This is a genomic window from Nocardioides luteus (assembly GCF_000960475.2).
GTDB lineage: Bacteria > Actinomycetota > Actinomycetes > Propionibacteriales > Nocardioidaceae > Nocardioides > Nocardioides luteus_A.
The window spans coordinates 106,272-128,856 of the sequence record NZ_JZDQ02000007.1; the positions used below are offsets into that span (position 1 = coordinate 106,272).

Genomic DNA, 22,585 nt, shown 5'->3' on the forward strand with positions numbered 1-22,585 from the left:
GAGGACGGCGGTCCCTGTCGGGGGAGCACCTCGCCGAGCGAGTCTGGAGTCATGAACGAGAGCAGAGGACTCATCCTGGCCGGGGTCGACGGCACCGCGGCCGGACTCGCTGCCGCCCGCTACGCCGCCGCCGAAGCCGTCCGCGCCGGCGTCGCACTGCACCTGGTCTACGTGGTCGACCCGTATGCGCCGCCGCTGCCGACCTGGCCACCGGCTCCCACCGACCCCGACTCGAGGATGGGCAAGCTCGGACGAGCGATCCTCGCCGAGGCGGAGGACGCGGTCGCGGACAGCGGAGCGGTGGTGAGCACCTATCTGCTGCTCGGGAAGCCGGCCTCGGTGCTCGTGCAGGAGGCCGCCAAGGCTCGCCTCCTCGTGCTCGGCGACCAGCGACGCGGACTGTTCGACCGGATCATCACCTCATCCATCCTCGGCCCCGTCGCGGCTCACTCACCAGTGCCGATGGTCGTCGTCCCGTCCGGCTGGACGGGCGAGGGCGGACCTCGCGAGATCGTCGTCGGGGTCCATGACGTCGCCGCCTCCACAGCCCTCGTACGCCGCGGGCTGGAGGTGGCGGCCGCACGCGGGGCCCGGCTACGGCTCCTGCACGCCTGGCACGCGTTCGGTGCCTACCAGGACTACCTCACCGTCGGCAGCGAGGAGCAGGCATGGGTCGACCGGGCCGAGCGCGAGCTCACCATGGCCCTCGAGACCGCCCGCGACGCCGCTGGTCCGGCGGCTGCCGAGGTGGAGACGCGGATCGGTGTGGAGCATGCCCAGGCCGCGTACGCCCTGGTGGAGGCATCCCGGGAGGCCGAGCTGCTGATCCTGGGCCGAGGACGGCACCTCCTCGGTCTCGGGCAGCTGGGCGGCACCTCCCGGGCGGTGCTCCGGGAGAGCAGCTGCCCGGTCGAGATCGACCCGCACGTGGCTCCGGCGTTCGAGGGGGACGCCGGAGCCATCGGTGCCGCAGATGACCAGCCTGCCCATTCGGGGCGTGCCTGATGAAGGAGCAGACGATGTACTTGGCAGCACGATGGTTCCCGGGGCATCTGACCGTGATCGACCGGGACGAATGCCTGGAGCTGCTGAACCGGACCGAGGTCGGCCGGGTCGCCTTCAGTGACTCGGAGGGGCCGCTGGTCCTGCCGGTCAACCACGTCATGGTGGGGGAGCGGATCGTGTTCCGCACCGCCCCGCGCACGGCCATCGCCGACCACATCGGCACCGGTCCGGTGTCCTACCAGGTCGACGAGTTCGACTCCTACACCTCCGCGGGCTGGAGCGTGCTCGTCCGCGGGACCGCGGAGTTCGTGGACGGTGTCTGGCTGACGGCTCACGACCTCGAGCCCGAGCCGTGGGCGGACGGCCGGCGGTCGCTGCACGTGTCCATCACGCCGACCGAGATCACCGGCCGACGCGTGGTGCCGACCTGAACCGCACTGAGCAGACGAGTAGAGCCGAAGGAGTCGAGATGACGTACGTATCCATGCCCGAGGGCGCCGTCCTGGTCGGGGTCGAGAACTGGCCGGCGGCGGCCGAGAGCGTGTCATGGGCGGTCGAGCAGGCGTTCCGGGACGGGCGTGACGTACACCTGCTCCATGTGGTGCCCGCGACGAACCTGGACACGCCGCCGGGGTTCCGGGCCGGGGCGCCCGCGGAGCCCGACCAGGACCACGGCGCGGTCGTGCTCGCGAGCGCGAGCAGCTATGCCGAGCGTCGTCTCGACGAGCTCTCCAGAGCGCCGGGGTTCCTCGGGTTCCGGCGTCCGGAGGTGAGCGTCGAGCTGGAGGTGGGACCGGTGGCGCACGCCCTGGACACGGCCTCCGGGCATGCGTCGTTGCTCGTGCTCGGATCACGGGGGAGAGGACCCATCCGCAGCCGTCTCCTCGGCTCGGTCAGCAGGTCCACCGTCAAGGACGCGCGGTGCCCGGTCGTCGTGCTGCGCCCGGGCGGCGGAGGTGTCGGCCGCGGCGTGCTCGTCGGCATCGACGGGACCGCCGACTCGATCCCCGCCCTGGCGTTCGGCTTCGACCAGGCCGCCCAGCGCAACCTGCCCGTCAGCGTCCTCTACTGCTACGAGGCTCACGGCCCGGAGGGGCGTGACGGCGACCGGGCGCTGGTCGCGGAGTCCGTGGCGGGACTTCGGGAGCGCTACCCGGACCTCCACCCGCACCTGCGGATCCACAGCGGGAGCCTCGCGCGGGCGCTCGCCGAGCAGGCCCAGACCATGCACATGGTCGTGGTCGTCGGTGGAGCGGTGGCCAACAACCTCCTGGACCACGCGCACAGCGTGGTCGCCGTCGTCCCGCGGAGCTACTCGCGAACCGGCACGACGCCTCCGGCCACCGCGGTGTGAGCCGGGGCGGCGGAGGGAGTGAGGGCGGCCAGGGACCGGCGTAGCCGGGCGATCGGGCCGGGCTTGTCGATACCGACCGCGCCCACCTCGCTGCCGCCTCGCCGGTAGACGATGAACCCGGCCTCGTGCTCCTCCTCGTCGGCCGCGGTGGTCTCCCCGACGACCTGGATCCGGTGACCGTGCCAGGTCGACCAGGCGAACGGGACCGAGGTGAAGAGCTCGGTGGCTCCGGCCGCGTTGGCACCGGCCACGCGGCCCTGCTCGCCGGCGGCCGTCCAGTGCTCGCTGCGCTCGCCGTCGACGCAGGCCACATCGCCTGCGGCCCAGACCCCGGGTGCGCTGGTGGCGAGGCCGTGGTCGCAGAGGACCCCGCCCGAGCGCGGGTCCAGGGCGACGTTGCTGCCGGCGAGCCACGCCGTGGCCGGACGGGCGCCGATGCCCAGGATCACGGCATCGGCCGTCAAGGTCTCACCGGTGCTCAGCTCGACCGCGTCGACGCCACGGTCGGAGGTGCGTACGCCGGACACGGTGGTCCTGGTGAGCAGCCGGACGCCGGCCTGGGCATGCAGCTCCATCAGCCGCCCGGCCGCACGCGGACCGACCGCCCGTTCCAGCGGGCGGCTGCTCGCCTCCAGGACGGTGACCTCGATGCCGCGGGCGCGGGCCGCCGAGGCGATCTCGGAGCCGATGAACCCGGCCCCGACGATCATCACCCGGCGTGAGCGGGCCAGGGAGTCGCGTACGCCGAGCGCGTCGTCGTAGCGCCGCAGCACGTGGACACCGAGGAGCCCGGTCAGCCCGGGCAGGGTCGTCGCGGTGCTGCCGGTGGCGATCACGAGCGCGTCGTAGCCGAGCTGCCCGGCGCTGGTGGCGACCGTGCGGCGCTCGGTGTCGAGGCCGTGGACCCGCACCCCGGCGAGATGCTGGACCCGCAGCTCCTCGATAACCTCGCTCGACCGCAGCACCGGCACGGCGGGCTGCTCCTCGCCGGAGAGAGCCGCCTTCGACAGCGGCGGCCGGTCGTAGGGCGGGTGCGGCTCGTCGCCGACGATCGTGATCGGCCCGGCCCAGCCGGCGGCGCGGGCGCCCTCGACGGCGCGGAGGCCGGCCAGCCCGGCGCCGACGATCAGGAGATGACGGTCGTGGGGAGTGGACATGCTCACCCCTTGAGGCGGAGTGCGGAGACCGGGCAGGAGTCGACGGCGGCTCGGACGTACCCACGGTCGGACTCCGGCACCTCGGCGGTCAGGACGTCGACCAGGCCGTCGTCGCCGACCTGGAAGTAGTCGTCGGCCTGGGCCTCGCACATCCCGATGCCCTCGCACACGGTCTTGTCGGCTTCGATGGCGCTCACAGCGTGGACTCCTTCAGCGGGATGAAGTCGACCTTCTCGCGTACGCCGCAGTCCGGGCAGCACCAGTCGTCGGGGATGTCGCGCCAGGCGGTGCCGGCGGCGAAACCCTCCAGCTCGTTGCCGACCGCGACCTCGTAGACGTAGCCGCAGCCCGGGCAACGGCCGGCGGCGACGTCGTCGTCGAAGGTCTGCCGGGTGACGTCGTCGACGTCCTCGTGAGCCGGCTCGGCGGCCGTGGGCGGGAACGTGGTGAGCAGCCTGTCGAGCCGGCCGGGGCGTACGTTGGCCAGCCGGACGTCACCGTCGAAGTGCGCGACCACGCGCTTGTCCATCACCCGGCGCCACAGCGGCGGTACCAGGGCCAGCACGATCATCCCGGCGTAGCCGGTCGGCAGGGTCGGTGACTCCCGGTAGTCGCGCAGGGTCTGGTAGCGCCGCGTCGGGTTGGCGTGGTGGTCGCTGTGCCGCTGCAGGTGGTAGAGGAGCACGTTGGTGGCGATGTTGTTGGAGTTCCACGAGTGCATCGGGAGCACCCGCTCGTAGCGGCCGGAGGTGGTCTTCTGCCGCAGCATCCCGTAGTGCTCGAGGTAGTTCACGATCTCCAGCAGCGAGAACCCGACGACGGCCTGGAGGATCAGGTAGGGCAGGATCCCGACGCCCAGCCACAGCGTCATCCCGGTCCACAGGGCGATGCTCATCAGCCAGGCGTTGAGGACGTCGTTGCCGAGGTGGAACGGGTGGGTGCCCTTGCGCCGGTAGCGCTTGGCCTCCAGCCCCCAGGCGCTCTTGAGCGACCCGGACACGGTGCGGAACCAGAAGCCGTAGAGATTCTCACCCATCCGCGAGGAGGCCGGGTCCTCGGGCGTCGCGACCCGTACGTGATGGCCACGGTTGTGCTCGATGTAGAAGTGTCCGTAGAAGCTCTGCGCGAGCGCGATCTTGGAGAGCCAGCGCTCGTGGCTCTCCTTCTTGTGGCCGAGCTCGTGGGCGGTGTTGATGCCGATGCCGCCGATGAACCCGATGGTGAGGGCCAGGCCGATCTTGTGCGCCGGCGGCCAGTCCTGGGTGGCGATCAGGTACATCGCGAAGGCGAACCCGGCGTACTGGATCGGGAGGAACGCGAAGGTGATGTAGCGGTAGTACCGGTCCTCCTCGAGCTCCTCGATGATGTCGTCGGGCGGGTTGGACCGGTCCAGGCCGGCCGCGAAGTCGATGGCGGGGACGAGGCCGAGGACGACGATCGGCCCGGTCCACAGGAACACGCCCCAGCCGGTCAGGGCGTAGCCACCGACCGCGATGAAGGCGAAGGACGGGACCACGAGGCCGAGGAGCCACAGATAGCGCTTCCTGTCGCGCCACTTCTCGGTGGATCCCCGGTCGACGGTGCCGCTGGCGTCGAGTGACATCTTCTTCCTCCTGTGACGTCCGTTACGTTCCTGTCAGAATGGACGTACGCAGCGGGGAAGTCTCTGGCCGATCAGGCTGAATCGGTCATGAATAACTGTGAGTATTCACAGTCACGCCCGCAGGAAGGCGTCGTGATAGTCGAGCGCCAGGAGCAGGTCGCCGGCCCGCTCACGCAGCGGGTGCCCGAGCAGCCGCTCCGCCTGGGTGAGCCGGTAGCGGATGGTGTTCTTGTGGATGCCGAGGCGCTCGGCGAGCCGGTCCGCGGTGTCGGCCGAGGTCAGCACCTCCCTCACGGTCTCGCGCAGCCGGGCATGGTGCGCGTCGGCCAGGCCACCCAGAGTCGTCCGGGTGAACCGCTCGGCGGCGGCAGGGTCGTGCGCGACGAGCACCAGCGCGGCGACGTCGTCGTAGGCCGTCACCGGCTCCTGGCGCCCCGGCGCCAGCGCGACCCGCTGCGCGGCCCGGGCGTCCCGGTGTGCCGCGACGAACCCGTCGAGACCGCCTCCGCCGACGCCGATGGTGACCCGGACGGCGGTCGGGTCGATGCCGGCGCCGTCGAGGGTGTCGGGCCGTTCGGCTGCGGCGAGCCACGCCCACACCTCGCGGCCACCGGGGCGCACCAGCACCGACCGGGGGTGGCCCGGGTGGCGGGTGACGGCGTTGATCGCGGGCTCGAGCTGTTCGATGGCATCGGCGGTGAGCGCGTGCGCGACCAGCGCGACATGACCCGGGACGCCGATCGGGTGGCCGTCGAGGGCGGCGGAAAGCTCGGCGGGGGAGACGCTGCGGTCGCCGAGCGCACGCGAGACCACCTCGAAGCGGCGGGCGTCACCACGCTGCCGGATCCGGTCCGTCTCGGTCTGGTGCAGCAGCACCGACTGCTCGACCGAGGAGCCGAACCAGGCTGTCGCCTTCGTCCAGAACCACACCAGCAGACCGGCGCGGTCGAGGTCGCTCGGCGCCTCCTCGACGACCTGCACGGCGAAGTCCCAGCTCGCCTCCTGTGCCCGCTGGTAGATCTTGAGCAGCAGCGGGAGACCGAGATGGCGACGTGCGATCTCGAGCGCAACGGTTCGCGCGGTCGGGACCAGCTCGAACGGCTGTCCCGGCAGGGTGAGGCGGTCGAGAAAGGCGTACCAGTGCTCCTCGACCGCCTCCAGGAGCAAGGGCCGGAGATCGGCCAGGTCGACGTCTCCGTCGGCCAGGATCGCGTCGGCGGTCGTGGCCGCCCAGCGGGCCACCTCCTCGGGCCGGCGCTGCTCCGCGGCGAACGCCGTCACCCAGGCATCGAGCTCGGTCATCGTCCACCCCTCACGCGGCCTCGGCTCCGGGCAGTCTACAAACGCCGGTCGCGAGGCCGTGGCGCGGAGGCGACGCTCAGATCTCCATCCGGAGGATCGCGCCCGGCCAGGCCTTCGTCTGCCCGGTCTCGACCGTGAAGCGGCTCTCGAGCCTGAACCCGAACTTCTCGTAGACGCCGATGAGCGCCTCGTCGGCGGCGTAGCAGTCGAGCCTCATCTGCGTCACACCCCGCCGCCGGGCGATCTCGACGGCATCGTCGACCAGGATGTTGCCGATGCCCGACCCGCTCCGGTCCCGGTCGGTGATGAGCAGCTGCAGGTAGAGCTCCGGGACCGGGGCGGGATCGACGTACGGCAGCGGCTCGTCGGCCAGGACGCAGAGCCCGACGACCTCGCCGTCCTCCTCGGCGATGCGCGCGGTGCGCTCGGAGAGCATCGTCCGGATCTGCGCGACCCGGGCCTCGACGGCGGAGAACGGCTCCGCGCCCCACTGCCCGGTGCGGCCCCGCGAGGCGAGCCAGGCGACCGCGGCGTCGAGGAGGCCCATGGCTTCTGGGAGGTCGCTGACCGACCCGTCTCTGAGTTGCATGGACGGAAGGTTGGCAGGGCCGCGTACGCCTGTCGAACGGTTTCGCGCCCACCGGATCCGAGACCGCTTCGCGGAGATCGTCGCCGACCAGGTTCAGGCGGGGGGACTGTGGGCGAGTGGGCTCGGTAGCTCGATCAGCTGCGCGCCAAGCGGGCCGCGACAGCGGCGCCGCGCGGCAGCGGGTCGTTCGCCTCGGACGCCCGGAAGGCGTCGATGGCCAGAGCGGCGAAACGGCGCGCCGCCGGGACGCTGCTGGCGGCAGGGGTGGCGGCGAGGCCGCGGCCGGCGAGGAGGACGAGGACGAGATCGTCGATGACGAAGTCGCGCCGAAGCCTGCCGTCGGCCTTGGCGCGCCGTGCGAGATCGGCGAGCTTCGCGAGGGCCGCGGTGCGATGTTCGGTGAACGAGTCGCGCGGCTTCTCCGCCATGAAGGCGTCGACGAACCCCTGGTTCCCGACGTTGAGCACGCTGACCCGCTCGATGACCGAGGTGAAACCGCGCCACGGGTCGGGATCGGCGCAGCCGTCGTCCACGATGGCGGCGCATGCGCGCAGCTCGTCGGCGAAGACGGCGTCGAGGAGCACCTGGCGAGCGGGGAATCGACGGTAGAGCGTCGCCGGCCCGACCCCGGCGCGCCGCGCGACGTCGCGCATCGTGACCTCCAGCCCGCGCTCGGCAAAGAGCGACCTGGCCGCCGCGAGGATCCTGTCGCGGTTGTCCCGGGCGTCGGAGCGGAGCTTGTGGGGCAACGTCTCGGACATGTCTCTCACTTTCTGGAAGTGGACGCAGGCGTCCGTTAGCGTCGCCAGCGTACGCCTCACACGAGCCAGACGGACCAGACGGAGATGACGATGAGAGCAGTGCGGGTCGAGCAGTTCGGGGATCCGGGCGGCATGGTGCTGACCGAGGTCGTCGTGCCGACGCCGGGACCGGACCAGATGCTGATCGCGACCGAGGCGATCGGCGTCGGCGGGGTCGACGCGGTCATTCGACGGGGCACCATCGGGGGCCTGGGGTTCGAGCCGGGGCTGGTCCCCGGCAGCGAGGTCGCCGGCACGGTGACCGCGGTCGGCGCCGGCGTGGACGCGTCGTGGGTCGGGCGACGGGTCTGGGCGTTCACGATGCTCGGCGGCTACGCCGATCATGCGCTCGCCCGGGCCGAGCACGTCAGCCCCCTGCCCGAGAACATCACCCCTGTCGACGCAGTGACGATCGGCAGCTCCGGCCCGGTGGCCCACTTCGCCCTCGCCCACGCCCACTTCGCGCCGGGAGAGTCGGTGCTCGTACGCGGCGCCGCCGGGAGCATCGGCATCGCCGCTGTCGAGATCGCCGCGCGTGGCGGCGCGAGCGGGGTCGCGGTGACGACCTCGTCGGCCGAACGGGGCGAGCGGCTGCGCGCGCTCGGTGCGACCCATGTGCTCGACCGCTCCGGGCACGGCCCCCAGGACGCTCCGGCCGGCTACGACGTGATCGTCGACATCGTCGGAGGTCCGGAGACTCCTGACTTCGTCGACCGGCTCGCGCCCAACGGCCGGTTCGTGGTCGTCGGCGCGGTGGCCGGGATGCCACCCGAGGACGTCTCTGCTCGACTGATCCGCGCCTTCCGGCAGTCCCGCAGCTTCGCCACGTTCAGCCTCGACACCATCCCGGTCCCGGCCCGTGCCGTCGTCCGCGCCGAGCAGTTCGCCGCGCTCGGCCGAGGTGACCTGCACGCCGTCGTTCACGACGTACTGCCCCTCGAGAAGGCCGCCGAGGCGCATCGGCAGATGGACGACGGCACGGTGTTCGGTCGGATCGTGCTGGTGCCCTGACCTCGAGGGATCAGGCCTCGGCGCGGGCCCGTCCGCCGATGGCGTGGTCGATGCTGGCGCGGCCGGGGCCGGCCACGGCGAGAGCGATCGCGATGGCCGAGACGACCGCGACCAGCTCCCAGCCGCCCTGGTCGACGAAGACGCCGGCGCCGCGGTGGGCGAACCAGAACGCGCCGATCATGTCGACCACGACCAGAGCGGCGGCCACCGGGGTGAGGAGGCCCAGCACGAGGAGAGCACCTCCGGCGAGCTCGACGAGGGCGGCGAAGGTCGCGGCCGTCTGGGCCGCCGGGACGCCCATCGCCTCGAAGGACTGCGCGGTCCCGTCGAGCGTGTAGGTGGCGAACTTCTGCCAGCCGTGGGCGATGAGGACGGTGCCGACAAGGAGGCGGGCGACGAGCAGGCCCAGGTCGGGGGCGGGAGCGGGGAGCGATCGGCCGAGCTTCATGGATGTTCCTTCTCTCGTGTGCAAACGGGTGTTCAGTTGTGAGGTACGCGGGCGGCGACCCACGAGGCGAGCTCGCGGAGCGCCGCCGGCGTGATGCCGTGGCCACCGGGGTCGCGGTGTGCCACGGTCGGGGCGCCCGACTCCTCGAGCAGATAGCCCCAGGTACGCTCCAGCAGCTCGCGCGGGATGACCTGGTCGGCCTCGCCGTGGGCGACCATGACCGGCAGGCCGGCCAGGCGTTCGGCCTCGACCGGGACCCCGGCGTCGAAGGGGAGGGTGCCGTACAGGACGGCGACACCGGCGAACCGTCCGGGCTCCTGGAGCGCCAGTCCGCCGGCGAACGCGGCACCGCCGCTGAAGCCGACGAGGACGACCGGGCGGCCCGGTGGCGCGATGTCGTCGAGCCACTCCCGGAACCAGCCCATGGTCTCCGCCAGGGAGGCGGCGACGGGGCGGCCGATCCCGCGGTTGGCGAACCAGGCGTACCCGCCGCCCTCGGCGATGGGGGCGCGCACGGCGACGTAGGCGGGCCCCTCGGGAAGGTGCTTGGCGAGCTCGATGATCTCGTGCTCGTGCGAGCCGCGGCCGTGCAGCAGGACCACCAGGGGAGCGTCGGGGTCGGTGCTGCCGTGGCTCGCGACGTGCACCGGCGTGCTCATCGGTCTCTCGTCCGGTTCAGCTCGGCGGCCGTACGGACCCCGCTCCAGCGGGCGACGTCCTTGGCCAGGTCGAGCCGGTCGACGGGAGCGGCGTTCTCGAAGTCGCCCCAGTGTGCTCGGGGCAGCATCCACATCACCTCGAACTCGTTGCCGTCGGGGTCGGCGCCGTAGACGCTCTTGGTGGCGCCGTGGCTGGACTCCCCGGTGAAGGCGCCGAGCTCGGCGAGCGTCATCCGGGCCTGCTCGAGCTCGTCGATCGTGTCGACCTGCCAGGCCAGGTGGTAGAGACCGAGCGAGCCGCGGGGGCGCGGCGGCTGGGCGCCGACCCCGAAGAGGCCGAGGTCGTGGTGGTTGCCGGAGTCGCGCAGCCGCAGGAACGCCGCGTTGGCGCGGGGCTCGCGAGCCATGACCGTCAGCCCGAAGGCAGTCTCGTAGAACGCGATGCTGCGCTCGAGGTCGGAGACGAACAGGACGGCGTGGTTGAGACGTACCGGGTTGACGGTCATCGTGGGCTCCTTCGTGGGCTCCTTCGTGGGGCGATCAGGCGACGACGCCGAAGCCGCCGGTCCAGGAGATCTGCTCGGCCGCGGCGAGGGAGATCTGCAGAAAGCCGAGCGCCTCGAGCTCGCGGGCCCGCTTGAGCGCGCCCGCGTCCATGGCCCGCAGGCCGGCGGAGGTGACGACCTCGGTCAGCGTCGCCTTGGCGTCCGCGTCGTCGCCGGCGATCTGGACGGCCGTCGTCAGGTCACCGACCGTGCCCTGGGCCAGGGTCGCGGCGAAGGTGGTGTTGAACGCCTTCAGTACGCGGGAGTCCGGGAGCGCCGCGGCGATCTCGGCGGTGGCGGAGCCGTCGGCGGGGACCGTGAGCGAGTCGAAGGTCTCGAAGTTCACCGGGTTGGTGATGTCGACGACGATCTTGCCGGCCAGCTCGGCGCCGCGCTGGGAGACGATCTCGCTCAGCGCGGGGTAGGGGACGGCGAGCACGACGACCTCGCCGGTCGCGGGAGTGGCGGCGTCCGCCTTGCCGAGCAACTGGACCGAGTGTCCGCCGCGGCCGGCGACCGCCGCGATGGCCTGACCCATGGTGCCGGTGCCGATGATCGAGATGTCTGTCATGTCGTACTCCTCGGATGAAAGGTTGTTGCTACAACAAAACTCTCACGGAATGGTTGTAGCGTCAAGTTTTTGGTTGTAGCGACAATCTGGCGGGCTACCATGGAGCCGTGGACGATGTCTGGCTGGATGACGAGGAGATGGCCGCCTGGCTGCGCCTGATCGCGATCGTGGAGCTGCTTCCCGGGGTGCTCGACTCCCAGCTGCGCCGTGATGCCGGGCTGTCCCACTTCGAGTACTTCGTCCTGGCGATGCTCTCCGAGTCGGAGGGGCGTACGCTGCGGATGACCGCGCTGGCCCACCGCACCAACTCGACCCTGGCGCGGCTCTCCCATGTGGTGCGGCGGCTCGAGGACAGGGGCCTGGTGGAGAGGTTCCCGTGCCCGGAGGACGCCCGTGCGACGAACGCCCGGCTCACCGCCGCCGGCTGGGACGCCGTCGTCGCGGCCGCGCCCGGCCATGTCGCGAACGTACGCGGCAACGTCCTCGACGGGCTGAGTGCCGAGCAGGTCCGGCAGCTGACGGAGATCGGCGACGCGCTGCTCGCGCGCCTCGACCCGAAGGGCAGGATGACCGCCCTGTATCGGCCCGAGGACTCCTAGGCGCCACCCCCCCTGGGCCAAGGGCGGGGACTTCTGTATCCCTTGACATGAAACCAAATGGTTTCCTATTGTGGCTCGCGTGGAACAGGTGTTTCGAGCTCTTGGTGACCCGACTCGGCGGGCGCTGCTCGATGCACTGCTGCAGGAGGACGGGCAGACGCTCTCCTCGCTGGTGAGCCGCCACTCCATGACCCGCCCGGCGGTGGCCAAACACCTGGCGATCCTCGAGGAGGCAGGCCTGGTGGCCGTCGCCCGCAGGGGACGCGAGAAGCACCACTTCCTCAACGTGGTGCCGATCCGCGAGATCCACGACCGCTGGGTGACCAAATACACCGAGACCTGGGCGAGCGGCCTCGCCGAGCTCAAACGAGACCTGGAGCGCACGATGGAGAAAGTCTTCGAGATCTACATCCGCACCACGCCGGAGCGACTGTGGGAGGCGATCACCGACCCGCAGATCCGCGCGAAGTACCACTTCGGCGCCAGCGTGCACTCCGAGTGGACCCCCGGATCGGCCTTCACGATGGTCCACCCGGGCTCGGAGGGACCGCTCGCGGAGGGCGAGAACATCGTCGTGGAGCCGCCGACGCGGCTCGTCCAGTCGATGCGCACGCTCTGGTCCGAGGCCGCCGAGGAGCAGGGCACCACGCGCGTGACCTGGGAGATCGAGCCCGTCGGCGACTCCTGCCGCCTCACCGTGACCCACGACCAGCTGCGCGGCGACGCGCCCCCCGAGCTCTACGGCGGCTGGCCCATGATCCTGTCCGGCCTCAAGACGTGGCTGGAGACGGGGGAGACCCTGACCACTCCGGGATCACAGATGTACGGCCCCAGCTGACGCCGATCGACGTCAGCGACCGAGAGGAACCCCATGAGCACCATCACCGATATCCGCACCGTCGGCATCACCGTCGCCGACCAGGACGAGGCCATCGCCTTCTACCGCGACACGCTGGGCTTCGACGTACGACTCGACGTCGACGGGCCGACCCGCTGGATCGAGGTCGCCCCGGTCGGCGCCGACGTCTCCCTCGCCCTCGTCGCCGGGGATCGCCCGGCAGCGGAGGTCACCGAGACCGGCATCCGGTTCAACGTCCCCGACGCCGCCGCCGAGCGCGACGCGCTCGGCTCTCGTGGCGTGAGCGTCGGCGAGCTGCTGACGTGGCCGGGTGTACCGCCCATGTTCACCTTCGACGACACCGACGGGAACCGCTTCGTGATCATCGAGCAGGCGTCATGAGCACCCCGATCGACAAGACCTTCACCGCGACCCTGACCCAGAGCGAGGCGAAGGGTGGCTGGACGTACGTCGTCACCGACTGGACCGCGGACTTCTTCGGCACCCGGGGCCTGGTCAAGGTCTCCGGGCGGATCGACGACCTCCCCTTCCAGGCCTCCTTCATGGCGCTGGGCGACGGCACCCACAAGCTGCCGCTCAAGGCCGAGCTCCGCGAGGCGCTCGGCAAGTCCGCCGGCGACTCCGTCACCATCCATCTGACCGAGCGCCGCTGAGATCGGTCTGGCTCAGGTAGCCCGCGGTGAGCGCGACCATCTCCTCGAGCACCGCCTCACGCGGGTAGGGCGGTCGGTCGAGCACCCAGCGCAGCGCGATGTTCTCCATGGCCACCACCAGCACCCACGCGGTGAGCTGCGCGTCGGGGCGGGTCCTCGCGACCGCCCCGGCGTGCAGATAGGCGGCGGTGAGATCGCGTACGCGGGTGACGAGTGCGGCGTGGCGGTCGCGGTTGCGGGAGGCGGGGAGCTCTTCGGTCAGGACGCGCAGGAGGGTCGGATCCTGCTCCAGCCCGGCGAGCAGCGCGTCGGCGACCGACCGGATCGCCGGCGTGCCGGTGGTGTTCGTCTGCAGCGCCAGCGCCGAGGCGGTGCGCTCGGAGACGTCCTCCCAGTAGCGGCTGATCACGATGTCGAGGATCGAGGCCTTGTCGGCGAAGTACTGGTAGAGCGAGCCGGGACTGATCCCGGCGGCGGCCGCGACGCGGTTGGTCGAGAACGCCTCGTAGCCGTCGTCGACCAGCACCTGCCGCCCGGCCGCCAGGATGCGCTCGACCGTCGCCTTCGAGCGGGCCTGGGTGGGTGTCTTGCGCACGGGCTCAGACTAGGTGGAACGCGAATTGAAAGCGAGCTCCTGCTCGCATCACGCTGGAGGTATGACCACACTCGCGCAGCAGGGCATCCAACCCGCCGGTTTCCCGACCCGTTTCCGTGAAGGCGAGGCGCGTGGGCGCCGTCTCGGCCGGCCGTTGCGCCTCCTGGGGCGCATCGACGAGGTCGACGAGGAGCTGATGGAGCGGATCGGGCGGGCGTTCGGCGAGCGGGACGAGGCCGGCGCACGGCTGGCGGAGGCGATCCGGATGCGAGCCGGAGCGCCGGGCAAGGTCACGATGGGCCAGCTGCGTACGGCTCTCGAGCACGGCGTCGCGGCGGTGGAGTCGCCGCCGCCGGCGCTCGCTGAGTTCTTCGCCCAGGTCGAGGCCACTCCGGACTGGGTCGACTGGGGCCTGGTCGACGAGGGCGGCCGCGTGTTCGCACGACTGGGGCAGAACGCGGCCGACGTGCTCCTGCAGCTCTCGCTGATCAGCGGCTACCGGTTCGGCGGCCCGCCCGACCTGCTCGTGGCCACCGGCGGTCTGACCGGCAGCACCACCCGGCGGCGCCTGGGCGAGACCCAGCACTGGGCGGTGAGCCTGCGCCGGCCGGGCGCGCTCCGGCCACCGGGCTCGGGCTCGGGCTCGGATTCGAGCTCGGGGGAGGCGTGGCGGCTCACCGTCCACGTACGGGCCATGCATGCGCTGGTGAACGCCGGGTTCGAGCAGCGATGGGACGCCGGCAGGTGGGGGCTGCCGATCAACCAAGCCGACCAGGCAGCCACGCTGGGCCTGTTCGACGGCGTACTCATCATCGGGTGCCGGGCGCTGGGTGTGCCGATCTCCCGGCAGGACGCCCGGGCGCTGATGCATCTGTGGAAGTACGTCGGCTGGCTGATGGGTGTCGACGAGGACTTCCTCGTCGACGACGAGTGGGAGCGGCACCGGATCAACTACCACGTGCTGCTCGCCCAGGCGGCGATCTCCGAGGCCGGTCCACAGCTCGCGCAGGCGGCGGTCCGGGTCCAGCGCGAGCGCCGGTATCCGGGCTGGCCGAGCCGTCTGCAGCGGGTGCGTGGCTGGTACGAGACCGAGCGGCTGCTCTCGATGCTGACCGTCTTCCTCGGGGTCAGGTCGATGCGCGAGCTCGGTCTGCCGACGAGGCCGCCGTGGGCGCACGCGTACGTGGTGCCGCTGAACGTGGTCAGGTATCGGGTCCTCGGCAGGACTGCGAAGGGCCGGGATCGCCTGGAGAGGCGTGGCCGGCGACAGGCAGATGCGCTGCTGGCCGGCTACTTCGGCGGTGAGCGCGCCTCGGTCGGGAACCTCCCGGAGTGAGCGGTCAGTCCTTACCGGGAGGAGTCAGGGCGGACTGCACCGTGTCGTCGATCAGCGCGGCCGCGTCGGTCGCCTTGATCTCGCCGCGGTAGACGGCGCCGGAGGCGGCGTGGAGGACGCTCTGGAGCAGGGTGAGCTGCCACTGGAGCGGCTGGTCGTCGCGGAAGCTGCCGTCGCGGCGACCGCGCTCCATCAGCGGCTTCCAGCGGTCCATCAGCCCGAGGTGAACCGCCTGGAACTGCTCGTGGGGCATGCTCTGCTCGGCCGCGACGATCAGGGCACCGTACTGCTGGGTCAGCCGCCACGACGCCTCGAGGAGGTTGCTGAGCGCGGTGCGCGGATCGCCGTCGAGGTCGACCGCAGCGAGCGCCTCGTCGGTCTGCTGGATGGCGCGCTCGACGACCTGGGTGACGAGCGTCGAGCGGGACTCGAAGTGGCCGTAGAGGGTGACCCGGCCGACGCCGGCCGCCTTCGCGATCTCGGCGACGCTGACGTCGGGATCACGGGCGAGGCAGGCCGTCGCCGCATCCATGATCGACTCGATGTTCTTGCGCGCATCGGCACGCTTTGCGGTCGTCACGGCCGGAACCTCCCACGAGATGGTGACCTCAGGATATCGGTCGAGCCTCGCCGTCCTCCGCGCACACCGCCTGGGCGTGGTGAGCGTGGGAGACGGCGTATTCACCGGGGCGGGCGAGCATCGCGGCGAGCATGAGGACCAGCATGAGCACGTGGCCGAGCAGCATCAGGCCGTCGGCATCGATGGCCCCGAGCCACAGGAGCGGGAACAGGACGACGAAGCCTGCGTACATCGCGGCTGACATCTCCACGACCGGCCGCCAGCCGTGTCCGCGGAAGCGCATCCAGGCGGCCATCGGGATGACCATCGTGGTGGCCATGACGAGCGACTCGACGTCGGTGCGGTGCGCCCAGGCGTCCGTGGGCAGGCCGGCGGTGGCGAGCATCCAGAGCGGGTAGAGCAGCATCATCCCGACGACCATCGCGACGATCATCTGGAGGTAGTGGAGCGCGAACGTCCGCGCGCGGGATCTGGGGCGGTGGGTGGTGGTCATGACGCGGTCTCCTGGTAGGTGGTGGGGGAGGCGGTGCGGCCCGGGATGAGTGCCCCGGCGAGGACGGCGGCGAGCGCGGCGATGACGGCGGCGACCAGATAGGCCCTCTCGAAGCCGGCCGTGCTTCCGTCGACGAGGCTGGCCGCGGCGACTCCGGACATCACCGCGGCGCCGAGGGAGGCACCGAGCTCGTGGAAGGTGCTCAGGATGCCGGAGGCGACGCCGGCGAGATGGGGTTCGACCTGGCTCAACGCTGTGGCCGCCGCGACCACGAAGAGGACACCGAGGCCGGCCGAGCCGACGCTGACCGCGACCACGGTGGTCGGCGTGGTCATGCTGATCGCGGGTACGACCAGCCCGGCCCCGGCGATGAGGAGCCCGGCCATGCCGAGGGTGCGTGCGCCGAGGCGGCCGACGAGCCGGCCGGCCAGCTGCGCGCCGACCATGGTCGCGGCCGCGACGGGCAAAAACAGCAGTCCGGTCGTGAGTGGACCGTGCCCGGCCACGCCCTGCAGATAGAACGTCCCGAGGAAGAACACCGCGACCATCAGCCCGGTCGCCACGAACAGCACGAACGTGCCGGACAGCACCGGTCGCCGGGTGACCAGTGCCGGGTCGATCAGCGGGTGTCGCGTACGCCGCAACCATCCGGCCAGGAGGGCGTAGCCGAGGATCCCGGCGACGAGGAGCGCGGCCGTGCCGGGCGAGGTCCAGCCGCCGTCGCCGGCCTCGATGAAGCCGAGGATCAGCAGCCCCGTGGAGGCGGTGACGATCAGCGCGCCGACGAGGTCGAGGCGTACGTCGCCTCCCCAGGTGGGCAGCGCGGGGAGCTGCCGGGCGAGCAAGGTCGCCACGACGACGCCGACGGGAACGTTGATCAGGAAGACCCACTCCCAGCCCGGCCCTGCGGTCAGCGCGCCGCCGAGAAGCACGCCGATGGCCGCCCCGCCGGCGCCGAGTGCCGACCAGATCCCGAGCGCGCGGTTGCGCTCCTCGCCGTCGAAGAGCCGGACCACGATCGACAGCGCCGCGGGGGAGAGCATGGCGGCCCCGATCCCTTGCGCGATCCGCCCGCCGATCGCCAGCTCGGCGCTGGTGGCGAGACCGGTGGCCAAGGAGGCGAGGGTGAAGGTGGAGAGTCCTGCGAGCACGACCGGTTTGGGGCCGAACAGGTCGGCGGACCGGCCGCCGAGCAGCATCAACCCACCGAACGCGAGCGTGTACGCGCTCACCACCCAGGTCAGCGCGTCTCGCCCCAGACCGAGGTCGGCACCCATGTGCGGCAGCGCGATCGCCACCACGGTGACGTCCAGGATGAGCATGAACTGCGCCAGCCCGAGGAGTCCGAGCAGGCGCCATCGGCGCGGATCGGCTGATCGGGCGGTGGCTTCGTCGGTGGTGGTCATGGGCCCTCCTGAATGGCGCAAGTCGTACATCGGTGTTCATGATATTAACTCGAACACCGATGTACGACAACGGAGTTTCGCCGGAGGGTGGCTCTTGCACGGTCTCGACGCGGGATCCATGGTGGGTAGAGCGACCATCGAGAGAAGGGGCAGGGCATGTCTTCACACACCTACCGCGTCACCGAGATCGTCGGCACCTCCGACGAGGGACTCGAGCAGGCGATCCGCAACGGCGTCGGCCGGGCGTCCAAGACGCTGCGGCACCTGGACTGGTTCGAGGTCACCCAGATCCGCGGTCACGTCGACGACGACGGCATCCAGCACTTCCAGGTCGGGCTGAAGGTCGGTTTCCGGATGGAGGACGAGTAACCGCTAGGTCCGACGTCTTCTCGGCATCAACGAGGGCCAGGCTGCGTGGTCGATGCCGAGCCACGGCTCCGCGGCGACCCCGAGGGGCGTGGTGCCCACGATCGAACGCACCTCGCGGTTGAGGTGCGGCTGATCGGAGTAACCCGCGCGCGCCGCCGCCTCGGCGGGCGGGGTGCCGATGGCGAGGAGTCGGGCAGCGTGGTCGAAACGTACGAGTCGAGCGGCGTGCTTGGGGGAGAGGCCGACCTGGGCGCGGAAACGAGACCACAGCCGTTGCCGGGACCAGCCGGTCTCGGCTGCGAGGGTGCCGACGTCGGCCCGGCCGTGGCGGAGGTGGGTCTGCTGCCAGACGTACGCGACCTCGCGGTCGACCCTCCGCCGACCCTCGAGGCGACGGCCGAGGAACGTGGTGGTCAGCGCGAACCGCTCCGGCCACGACGCGGTGCTCCGCAGGCTGTCGACGAGGCGTCTCGCGCGCGGCCCCAGAACGTCGTCGAGGCCGGCGAAGGTGCCGCTGAGGCCGGCGGTGTCGAGGAGCTCGGCGGCGAGGACCGGCGAGAGACGTACCTGGAGACACTCGCCGGCGCTCGCGCCTCGCAGGGTCACCCTGTTGGGCAGCAGGCCGATCGCGACGGCGCCCGGGATGCGTACGCCGTCGCCGTCATCGACCGCCAAGCCGTGGTCGCTGAGGTCGAAGAGCAGGGTGACGGCCGGGTGGGCGACCATCGCGATCGCCGCCGGATCGGTCCCGCGATAGCGGAACCCGGCCATCTGGACGCCGCGGATCCGCGCGGCGCCGACCGAACCCTGGGGGACGGCGACATCCACCTGGGACCAGTCCATGGCTTCAGGGTAGGCCCGCGGCGCAAGGATGACATTCGTCCAAGACGACGCCGGTGGTGGCGGGCGATCGTGATGGGTATGACTTCCTACGAACGGCCGACCGCCCAAGGTCTTCACCTGGTTCAGGACGGCGCGAAGACCGCGCCGCCCGTGCTACTCATCCATGGCTCCGGAGCTGCCGGGTCGACCTGGGAGCCGATGGTTCCTGGGCTCGCCGATCGGTTCCGGGTGCTCCGGGTCGATCTTCCGGGCTGCGGCAGGTCGAGCGCACCGGCGACCTACGCCGTGCCCGACCAGGCCGACCGCGTCGCTGCGGTGCTCGACGAGCTGGGGCTCGAGGGCGTGGCGGTGGTCGGCCACTCGAGCGGAGGGTACGTCGCCACCGCGCTGGCCGAGCGGCGTCCGGAGCTGGTCGGGCCGCTGGCTCTGATCAGCACCGGGCCGAGCATGGAGGCATTGCTGCCCCAGCCGGCGGTGGTCAAGCTGCTGAGCGGGGCCGCGGTCGGGGCGCTGGTGTGGCCGCTGCGCACCGACGCGATGATCCGGAAGGGGATCGCCGCCATGGCCGCACGACCGGTGGCGATCAGCGACGAGGTGATCGACGACCTGAGGCGGACGTCGTTCACGGCGTTCCGGGCGATCATGCGGGAGAACAGTGACTACATCGCCGAGCTGAGCATCCCGCAGCGGCTGGCCAGGCTGGGCCGGCGGCCACTGGTGATCTTCGGCGACGCCGACCCGCGGTGGGACCCGGAGTCGGCGCACGACTACGACGTCGTGCCCGGGTCACGAGTGGCCTACCTCGCCGGCGTCGGGCACGTCGCCATGCTGGAAGCGCCGGCCGAGGCGACCCGGCTGTTGCTCGACTTCCTCGGCTGAGTCGCGCTGCTCAGGGGCTGTCGCGCGGAAGGACGCCTGGTCCCTCACGGAGCTCGAAGACGAGCTGCGTCTCGGTCTGTCGTACGACGCGGTGGACGGTCACGTGCTGCAGGACGAAGTCGCGCAGCGCCTCGGCGTCCTCGACGGCGACGTGGAGATGGAAGTCGTCGGCGCCGGCGACGTGGAAGGCCTGGATGACGCCGTGGGTCGTGGCCAGGTCGTCGTAGAGCTTCTCGACGTGCTCCTTGCTGTGACTGCCGAGCCGGACCTTGATCACGGCCTGGAGCGGGTAGCCGAGGGAGCGGACGTCGACGTCGAGGCGCCGGCCGGTGATGACGCCGCTGTCGCGCAGGGCTCGCAACCGGTAGGCGCACGTCGACTCGGCGAGGCCGAGGCGCGCCGCGAGGGCCTTGTTGGTGAGCTCGGGGTTGGTGCCGAGCGCGCTCAGGATGCGGCGGTCGACGGAGTCGAGGGACGGTTGCGCTTTCGCCAACGGGGGCACCCTTGATCAGTGGTGGTTTTGCTCGGATCAGGCGAGATCACCGGTCGGTTGGGATCTTCAGCAATCGATCTGGCCATATCTTGTGATTCTCGCCACCATCTTGGCATGCCGCTTGAGAACCCACACCTCGACTCAGTTGCCGTCCACGCCGGTCGGGAGGACCTGGCGATGCTCGGTGTCCACGCCGTGCCGCTCGACCTCTCCTCGACGAACCCGCTGCCCGACATCGAGCGCGGCGGTGCGTCCTACGAGGCGATGGCGACCGGCGGCCGGCCGCTTGCCGATGGTGGGTCCGTCTACCAGCGGCTGTGGAACCCCACCGTCGCGCGCTTCGAGTCGGCGCTCGCACAGCTCGAGCAGGCCCAGACGTCGGTGGCGTACGCCTCGGGGATGGCGGCCATGACCGCGGCGATCATCGCGAGCACCTCCTTCAACGGCAAGCGGCACATCGTCGCGGTCCGGCCGCTGTACGGCGGCACCGACCACCTGCTCGCCTCCGGTCTCCTCGGCGCGGAGGTCACCTTCTGTGCCGAGCATGAGGTCGCCGCCTCTGTCCGCGCCGACACCGCGCTGGTGGTGCTCGAGACTCCGGCCAACCCGACGCTCGACCTCGTCGACATCGCCGGTGTGGTGGCGGCGGCCGGTGACGTACCGGTGCTCGTGGACAACACCTTCGCCACCCCGGTGCTGCAGAACCCGCTCACCCTGGGAGCGGCGATGTCGCTGCACAGCGCCACCAAGTACATCGGCGGCCACGGCGATGTCGTCGGCGGCGTGATCGCCTGCGACGAGGAGACCGCGGCGCGTCTTCGCCAGGTCCGTGCGGTCACCGGCGGCCTGCTGCACCCCCTCGGCGCCTACCTCCTCCACCGCGGCCTCGCCACGCTGCCCACGCGGATGCGTGCCCAGCAGGCGACCGCCGTCGAGATCGCCGCGTGGCTGGAGTCGCACCGTGCTGTCGAGCGCGTCCACTTCGCGGGTCGGGAGGACGACCGCGGCCTGGTCGGGAAGCAGATGACCGGCCCCGGCGCGATGATCGCGATCGCGCTGCGCGGCGGGTACGAAGCCGCCGCCCGCCTCTCCTCCTCGGTCCAGCTCTTCACCCACGCCGTCTCCCTCGGCGGTGTCGACTCCCTCGTCCAGCACCCCGCCGGCCTCACCCACCGCCCCGTCGCCGCCCACGCCAAGCCGTCCGCGAACCTCGTACGCCTCTCGATCGGTCTGGAGAGCCCTGCGGACCTGATGGCCGACCTCGACGCCGCGCTTTCAGGGGCGTCTGTGCCTGCCGCTCGCACTGCAGACTCCGAGGTCCGTGGATATCTGTCGCCCGAGTTCGCCTGAGAAATCTGCCTGACGTGGCCTGCGACCCGGGTCGCCGAAGACGGTCCACCTCGCGCTTTTGGTCCGCTGTGCGGTCCAATCAGCCTGGCATTCGTCGAAAGCCCGGGTTCGTACGGAAGGCCGCCAATACGCTCGAAAGGCGGAACCACACTCTCGGGAGGCCGCTGCCATGGCGAAGAAGAAGTCCAGGTTCGTACGCTATTTCGGATATCTGCTGCTCGCCCTGGCGGTGCTGCTGTTGTTCGGGTTCGACGTAGGGCCGCTCACACTCTCGGGTGTGTTCGTGGTCTGCTTCGTGTGGCTGCTCTTCGCGGCACCGACATCGTGCGGGGCGGAGATCCGGACGGGGGAGAACTGCCGCAACAATTCCTACGGTCTCCTCGGCGGTTGCTCCATCCGTCAGCACAAGTGGCAGCGCGTCCGAGCCCTCACTCACCTCGACACCGCTCGCAACGCATGCCGAGGTTGGTTCACCGGGCCACAGCAACAGGTCGCCACCTGTTCAATGCTGATCGCGGCCTTTGGAGCTGTTGCCGCCCTCTTCAAGTAGGCGCATCAACACTGCAGGGATGAGACGCGTCATGTGCTGGTCAGATATGGGCCGAGTATCGCCACGCTGCCCGCGCCGTGGGCAGCAGCAGTCTCAGTACTTGCGTTAGTGAAGGGCGCGTAGACGTCAGCGGGGCAGAGTTCGAAGGGCTTCGACTTTCATCACGAGCTCTGGATCTGCGGAGATGTCTACGGTGTATCCCGCTCGTTCGAGCATGACCAGGCTTGGGGCCAAGACGGCGTTGACCAGTGGAATCATCACCGGGTGGTCGGGAGACGCGCTGACACGTGCGAGCAACGCTGCGGCGAAGGTCCGGAATGAGGACGGGTCGACCTCGACGTAGTCGTCAGCTATGAACGTGAAGCCGGGATCTATGCCGACGGTTGTGCCGAGCGCTTGGGCACACGCCGTGTATGCGGTCCCGACGTCGAGCGCGGGCGACCAGACGGTCTCGTCGTTGAGGGCGATGATGAAGCTCATTTCTGCGAACCTTCCCGCTGGTGTCGACGCCGGAGTTGGCTCGACGACCCAGCATG

30 protein-coding genes are annotated in these 22,585 nt (G+C 70.9%); 13 read left to right on the plus strand and 17 right to left on the minus strand.

What is annotated here, in order from left to right:
• The first annotated feature begins 51 nt into the window (after nt 1-51).
• The 3 genes from UG56_RS06460 to UG56_RS06470 are packed head-to-tail and all read left to right on the plus strand — an operon-like array spanning nt 52 to nt 2,359.
• The gene (locus tag UG56_RS06460) at nt 52-1,005 is read left to right on the plus strand and encodes a universal stress protein (protein WP_045551218.1); all 954 of its coding nucleotides are present in this window, start codon (nt 52-54) and stop codon (nt 1,003-1,005) included.
• Nucleotides 1,006-1,019: 14 nt separating this feature from the next.
• A complete protein-coding gene (locus UG56_RS06465; protein WP_045551221.1) occupies nt 1,020-1,436 on the plus strand; it encodes a pyridoxamine 5'-phosphate oxidase family protein in 417 nt (138 codons plus the stop codon).
• A 38-nt stretch (nt 1,437-1,474) separates the two neighbouring features.
• Nucleotides 1,475-2,359 (plus strand): universal stress protein, encoded by an 885-nt coding sequence (locus tag UG56_RS06470; RefSeq protein WP_071326911.1) that lies wholly within the window; start codon nt 1,475-1,477, stop codon nt 2,357-2,359.
• Here UG56_RS06470 and UG56_RS06475 read toward each other — a convergent pair.
• The 6 genes from UG56_RS06475 to UG56_RS06500 form a co-directional block, all read right to left on the minus strand.
• The gene (locus UG56_RS06475; protein WP_071326912.1) at nt 2,317-3,516 is read right to left on the minus strand and encodes an NAD(P)/FAD-dependent oxidoreductase; all 1,200 of its coding nucleotides are present in this window, start codon (nt 3,514-3,516) and stop codon (nt 2,317-2,319) included. The two genes, UG56_RS06470 and UG56_RS06475, sit on opposite strands and share 43 nt — an antisense overlap.
• Before the next feature lie 2 nt (nt 3,517-3,518).
• A complete protein-coding gene (locus tag UG56_RS06480; protein ID WP_045552105.1) occupies nt 3,519-3,713 on the minus strand; it encodes a ferredoxin in 195 nt (64 codons plus the stop codon).
• Nucleotides 3,710-5,119 carry a fatty acid desaturase gene (locus tag UG56_RS29025; protein ID WP_045552106.1) on the minus strand — a complete coding sequence of 470 codons (1,410 nt, stop codon included), beginning with the start codon at nt 5,117-5,119 and terminating at the stop codon, nt 3,710-3,712. Before UG56_RS29025 ends, UG56_RS06480 begins: the two co-directional genes overlap by 4 nt.
• Before the next feature lie 111 nt (nt 5,120-5,230).
• On the minus strand, nt 5,231-6,421 hold the full coding sequence (locus tag UG56_RS06490) for a PucR family transcriptional regulator (protein WP_071326913.1): 1,191 nt from the start codon (nt 6,419-6,421) through the stop codon (nt 5,231-5,233).
• 76 nt (nt 6,422-6,497) lie between these two features.
• The gene (locus UG56_RS06495; protein WP_052694290.1) at nt 6,498-7,010 is read right to left on the minus strand and encodes a GNAT family N-acetyltransferase; all 513 of its coding nucleotides are present in this window, start codon (nt 7,008-7,010) and stop codon (nt 6,498-6,500) included.
• A gap of 134 nt (nt 7,011-7,144) precedes the next feature.
• Nucleotides 7,145-7,771 carry a TetR/AcrR family transcriptional regulator gene (locus UG56_RS06500; RefSeq protein WP_071326914.1) on the minus strand — a complete coding sequence of 209 codons (627 nt, stop codon included), beginning with the start codon at nt 7,769-7,771 and terminating at the stop codon, nt 7,145-7,147.
• A gap of 90 nt (nt 7,772-7,861) precedes the next feature.
• Between UG56_RS06500 and UG56_RS06505 the strand changes: the two genes are divergently transcribed.
• Complete coding sequence (locus UG56_RS06505) at nt 7,862-8,821, plus strand: zinc-binding dehydrogenase (RefSeq protein WP_045547770.1); 960 nt, start codon at nt 7,862-7,864, stop codon at nt 8,819-8,821.
• A 10-nt stretch (nt 8,822-8,831) separates the two neighbouring features.
• On the opposite strand, the gene UG56_RS06510 is transcribed toward UG56_RS06505, so the two are convergent.
• Genes UG56_RS06510 through UG56_RS06525 form a run of 4 tightly spaced genes read right to left on the minus strand, consistent with a single transcriptional unit; the run spans nt 8,832 to nt 11,044 of the window.
• Nucleotides 8,832-9,269, minus strand: coding sequence for a DoxX family protein (locus UG56_RS06510; RefSeq protein ID WP_045547733.1), 438 nt, complete (start codon nt 9,267-9,269; stop codon nt 8,832-8,834).
• 32 nt (nt 9,270-9,301) lie between these two features.
• Nucleotides 9,302-9,928, minus strand: a complete 627-nt coding sequence (locus UG56_RS06515) for an alpha/beta hydrolase (protein WP_045547734.1) — start codon at nt 9,926-9,928, stop codon at nt 9,302-9,304.
• Complete coding sequence (locus tag UG56_RS06520) at nt 9,925-10,434, minus strand: VOC family protein (RefSeq protein ID WP_045547735.1); 510 nt, start codon at nt 10,432-10,434, stop codon at nt 9,925-9,927. The genes UG56_RS06515 and UG56_RS06520 overlap by 4 nt, the downstream gene beginning before the upstream one ends.
• Before the next feature lie 34 nt (nt 10,435-10,468).
• Nucleotides 10,469-11,044 carry an NADPH-dependent F420 reductase gene (locus UG56_RS06525; RefSeq protein WP_045547736.1) on the minus strand — a complete coding sequence of 192 codons (576 nt, stop codon included), beginning with the start codon at nt 11,042-11,044 and terminating at the stop codon, nt 10,469-10,471.
• Between the two features lie 107 nt (nt 11,045-11,151).
• On the opposite strand from UG56_RS06525, the gene UG56_RS06530 reads away from it, so the two are divergent.
• The 4 genes from UG56_RS06530 to UG56_RS06545 all read left to right on the plus strand — a co-directional run bounded on the left by UG56_RS06530 (nt 11,152) and on the right by UG56_RS06545 (nt 13,155).
• The gene (locus UG56_RS06530) at nt 11,152-11,643 is read left to right on the plus strand and encodes a MarR family winged helix-turn-helix transcriptional regulator (RefSeq protein WP_045547737.1); all 492 of its coding nucleotides are present in this window, start codon (nt 11,152-11,154) and stop codon (nt 11,641-11,643) included.
• Nucleotides 11,644-11,722: 79 nt separating this feature from the next.
• The gene (locus tag UG56_RS06535) at nt 11,723-12,481 is read left to right on the plus strand and encodes an ArsR/SmtB family transcription factor (RefSeq protein ID WP_045547738.1); all 759 of its coding nucleotides are present in this window, start codon (nt 11,723-11,725) and stop codon (nt 12,479-12,481) included.
• Between the two features lie 33 nt (nt 12,482-12,514).
• Nucleotides 12,515-12,883, plus strand: coding sequence for a VOC family protein (locus tag UG56_RS06540; RefSeq protein ID WP_045547739.1), 369 nt, complete (start codon nt 12,515-12,517; stop codon nt 12,881-12,883).
• On the plus strand, nt 12,880-13,155 hold the full coding sequence (locus UG56_RS06545) for a DUF1905 domain-containing protein (protein WP_045547740.1): 276 nt from the start codon (nt 12,880-12,882) through the stop codon (nt 13,153-13,155). The genes UG56_RS06540 and UG56_RS06545 overlap by 4 nt, the downstream gene beginning before the upstream one ends.
• Here the strand turns inward: UG56_RS06545 and UG56_RS06550 are convergent.
• Nucleotides 13,127-13,750, minus strand: coding sequence for a TetR/AcrR family transcriptional regulator (locus tag UG56_RS06550; RefSeq protein ID WP_045547741.1), 624 nt, complete (start codon nt 13,748-13,750; stop codon nt 13,127-13,129). The two genes, UG56_RS06545 and UG56_RS06550, sit on opposite strands and share 29 nt — an antisense overlap.
• A gap of 61 nt (nt 13,751-13,811) precedes the next feature.
• Between UG56_RS06550 and UG56_RS06555 the strand changes: the two genes are divergently transcribed.
• The gene (locus UG56_RS06555) at nt 13,812-15,086 is read left to right on the plus strand and encodes an oxygenase MpaB family protein (protein ID WP_045547742.1); all 1,275 of its coding nucleotides are present in this window, start codon (nt 13,812-13,814) and stop codon (nt 15,084-15,086) included.
• Between the two features lie 4 nt (nt 15,087-15,090).
• Here the strand turns inward: UG56_RS06555 and UG56_RS06560 are convergent, their stop codons facing one another.
• From UG56_RS06560 to UG56_RS06570, 3 genes are read right to left on the minus strand one after another with little or no spacing between them, the layout of a single operon-like run.
• Nucleotides 15,091-15,666, minus strand: a complete 576-nt coding sequence (locus UG56_RS06560) for a TetR/AcrR family transcriptional regulator (protein WP_084100629.1) — start codon at nt 15,664-15,666, stop codon at nt 15,091-15,093.
• A 28-nt stretch (nt 15,667-15,694) separates the two neighbouring features.
• Entirely contained in the window at nt 15,695-16,159 is a 465-nt protein-coding gene (locus UG56_RS06565; RefSeq protein ID WP_045547743.1) for a hypothetical protein, read from the minus strand.
• Nucleotides 16,156-17,565: an MFS transporter gene (locus UG56_RS06570; protein ID WP_045547744.1), complete on the minus strand. Its 1,410-nt coding sequence runs from the start codon at nt 17,563-17,565 to the stop codon at nt 16,156-16,158. Before UG56_RS06570 ends, UG56_RS06565 begins: the two co-directional genes overlap by 4 nt.
• 156 nt (nt 17,566-17,721) lie before the next feature.
• Here UG56_RS06570 and UG56_RS06575 point away from each other — a divergent pair, with 156 nt between their 5' ends.
• The gene (locus UG56_RS06575) at nt 17,722-17,934 is read left to right on the plus strand and encodes a dodecin (RefSeq protein WP_045547745.1); all 213 of its coding nucleotides are present in this window, start codon (nt 17,722-17,724) and stop codon (nt 17,932-17,934) included.
• A 3-nt stretch (nt 17,935-17,937) separates the two neighbouring features.
• Here UG56_RS06575 and UG56_RS06580 read toward each other — a convergent pair whose 3' ends face one another.
• Nucleotides 17,938-18,777 carry an AraC family transcriptional regulator gene (locus UG56_RS06580; protein ID WP_071326915.1) on the minus strand — a complete coding sequence of 280 codons (840 nt, stop codon included), beginning with the start codon at nt 18,775-18,777 and terminating at the stop codon, nt 17,938-17,940.
• 78 nt (nt 18,778-18,855) lie between these two features.
• Here UG56_RS06580 and UG56_RS06585 point away from each other — a divergent pair, with 78 nt between their 5' ends.
• A complete protein-coding gene (locus UG56_RS06585) occupies nt 18,856-19,656 on the plus strand; it encodes an alpha/beta fold hydrolase (RefSeq protein ID WP_052693302.1) in 801 nt (266 codons plus the stop codon).
• A 10-nt stretch (nt 19,657-19,666) separates the two neighbouring features.
• On the opposite strand, the gene UG56_RS06590 is transcribed toward UG56_RS06585, so the two are convergent.
• The gene (locus UG56_RS06590; protein WP_143054931.1) at nt 19,667-20,158 is read right to left on the minus strand and encodes an Lrp/AsnC family transcriptional regulator; all 492 of its coding nucleotides are present in this window, start codon (nt 20,156-20,158) and stop codon (nt 19,667-19,669) included.
• Between the two features lie 105 nt (nt 20,159-20,263).
• Between UG56_RS06590 and UG56_RS06595 the strand changes: the two genes are divergently transcribed.
• Together UG56_RS06595 and UG56_RS06600 are read left to right on the plus strand one after the other, a co-directional pair.
• Entirely contained in the window at nt 20,264-21,499 is a 1,236-nt protein-coding gene (locus tag UG56_RS06595; RefSeq protein WP_045547747.1) for a trans-sulfuration enzyme family protein, read from the plus strand.
• A 169-nt stretch (nt 21,500-21,668) separates the two neighbouring features.
• Nucleotides 21,669-22,049, plus strand: a complete 381-nt coding sequence (locus UG56_RS06600; RefSeq protein ID WP_052693303.1) for a hypothetical protein — start codon at nt 21,669-21,671, stop codon at nt 22,047-22,049.
• 126 nt (nt 22,050-22,175) lie between these two features.
• Here the strand turns inward: UG56_RS06600 and UG56_RS06605 are convergent, their stop codons facing one another.
• Nucleotides 22,176-22,529 carry a DUF6086 family protein gene (locus tag UG56_RS06605; RefSeq protein WP_045547748.1) on the minus strand — a complete coding sequence of 118 codons (354 nt, stop codon included), beginning with the start codon at nt 22,527-22,529 and terminating at the stop codon, nt 22,176-22,178.
• Nucleotides 22,530-22,585 lie beyond the last annotated feature (56 nt).

What these genes read in the sequence shown, in the direction of transcription:
- UG56_RS06460 (WP_045551218.1), top strand. Translation starts at nt 52, where the DNA reads ATGAACGAGAGCAGAGGACTCATCCTGGCCGGGGTCGACGGCACCGCG.
- UG56_RS06465 (WP_045551221.1), top strand. Translation starts at nt 1,020, where the DNA reads ATGTACTTGGCAGCACGATGGTTCCCGGGGCATCTGACCGTGATCGAC.
- UG56_RS06470 (WP_071326911.1), top strand. Translation starts at nt 1,475, where the DNA reads ATGACGTACGTATCCATGCCCGAGGGCGCCGTCCTGGTCGGGGTCGAG.
- UG56_RS06475 (WP_071326912.1), bottom strand. Translation starts at nt 3,516, where the DNA reads ATGTCCACTCCCCACGACCGTCATCTCCTGATCGTCGGCGCCGGGCTG.
- UG56_RS29025 (WP_045552106.1), bottom strand. Translation starts at nt 5,119, where the DNA reads ATGTCACTCGACGCCAGCGGCACCGTCGACCGGGGATCCACCGAGAAG.
- UG56_RS06490 (WP_071326913.1), bottom strand. Translation starts at nt 6,421, where the DNA reads ATGACCGAGCTCGATGCCTGGGTGACGGCGTTCGCCGCGGAGCAGCGC.
- UG56_RS06495 (WP_052694290.1), bottom strand. Translation starts at nt 7,010, where the DNA reads ATGCAACTCAGAGACGGGTCGGTCAGCGACCTCCCAGAAGCCATGGGC.
- UG56_RS06500 (WP_071326914.1), bottom strand. Translation starts at nt 7,771, where the DNA reads ATGTCCGAGACGTTGCCCCACAAGCTCCGCTCCGACGCCCGGGACAAC.
- UG56_RS06505 (WP_045547770.1), top strand. Translation starts at nt 7,862, where the DNA reads ATGAGAGCAGTGCGGGTCGAGCAGTTCGGGGATCCGGGCGGCATGGTG.
- UG56_RS06510 (WP_045547733.1), bottom strand. Translation starts at nt 9,269, where the DNA reads ATGAAGCTCGGCCGATCGCTCCCCGCTCCCGCCCCCGACCTGGGCCTG.
- UG56_RS06515 (WP_045547734.1), bottom strand. Translation starts at nt 9,928, where the DNA reads ATGAGCACGCCGGTGCACGTCGCGAGCCACGGCAGCACCGACCCCGAC.
- UG56_RS06520 (WP_045547735.1), bottom strand. Translation starts at nt 10,434, where the DNA reads ATGACCGTCAACCCGGTACGTCTCAACCACGCCGTCCTGTTCGTCTCC.
- UG56_RS06525 (WP_045547736.1), bottom strand. Translation starts at nt 11,044, where the DNA reads ATGACAGACATCTCGATCATCGGCACCGGCACCATGGGTCAGGCCATC.
- UG56_RS06540 (WP_045547739.1), top strand. Translation starts at nt 12,515, where the DNA reads ATGAGCACCATCACCGATATCCGCACCGTCGGCATCACCGTCGCCGAC.
- UG56_RS06545 (WP_045547740.1), top strand. Translation starts at nt 12,880, where the DNA reads ATGAGCACCCCGATCGACAAGACCTTCACCGCGACCCTGACCCAGAGC.
- UG56_RS06555 (WP_045547742.1), top strand. Translation starts at nt 13,812, where the DNA reads ATGACCACACTCGCGCAGCAGGGCATCCAACCCGCCGGTTTCCCGACC.
- UG56_RS06565 (WP_045547743.1), bottom strand. Translation starts at nt 16,159, where the DNA reads ATGACCACCACCCACCGCCCCAGATCCCGCGCGCGGACGTTCGCGCTC.
- UG56_RS06570 (WP_045547744.1), bottom strand. Translation starts at nt 17,565, where the DNA reads ATGACCACCACCGACGAAGCCACCGCCCGATCAGCCGATCCGCGCCGA.
- UG56_RS06575 (WP_045547745.1), top strand. Translation starts at nt 17,722, where the DNA reads ATGTCTTCACACACCTACCGCGTCACCGAGATCGTCGGCACCTCCGAC.
- UG56_RS06580 (WP_071326915.1), bottom strand. Translation starts at nt 18,777, where the DNA reads ATGGACTGGTCCCAGGTGGATGTCGCCGTCCCCCAGGGTTCGGTCGGC.
- UG56_RS06585 (WP_052693302.1), top strand. Translation starts at nt 18,856, where the DNA reads ATGACTTCCTACGAACGGCCGACCGCCCAAGGTCTTCACCTGGTTCAG.
- UG56_RS06595 (WP_045547747.1), top strand. Translation starts at nt 20,264, where the DNA reads ATGCCGCTTGAGAACCCACACCTCGACTCAGTTGCCGTCCACGCCGGT.
- UG56_RS06600 (WP_052693303.1), top strand. Translation starts at nt 21,669, where the DNA reads ATGGCGAAGAAGAAGTCCAGGTTCGTACGCTATTTCGGATATCTGCTG.
- UG56_RS06605 (WP_045547748.1), bottom strand. Translation starts at nt 22,529, where the DNA reads ATGAGCTTCATCATCGCCCTCAACGACGAGACCGTCTGGTCGCCCGCG.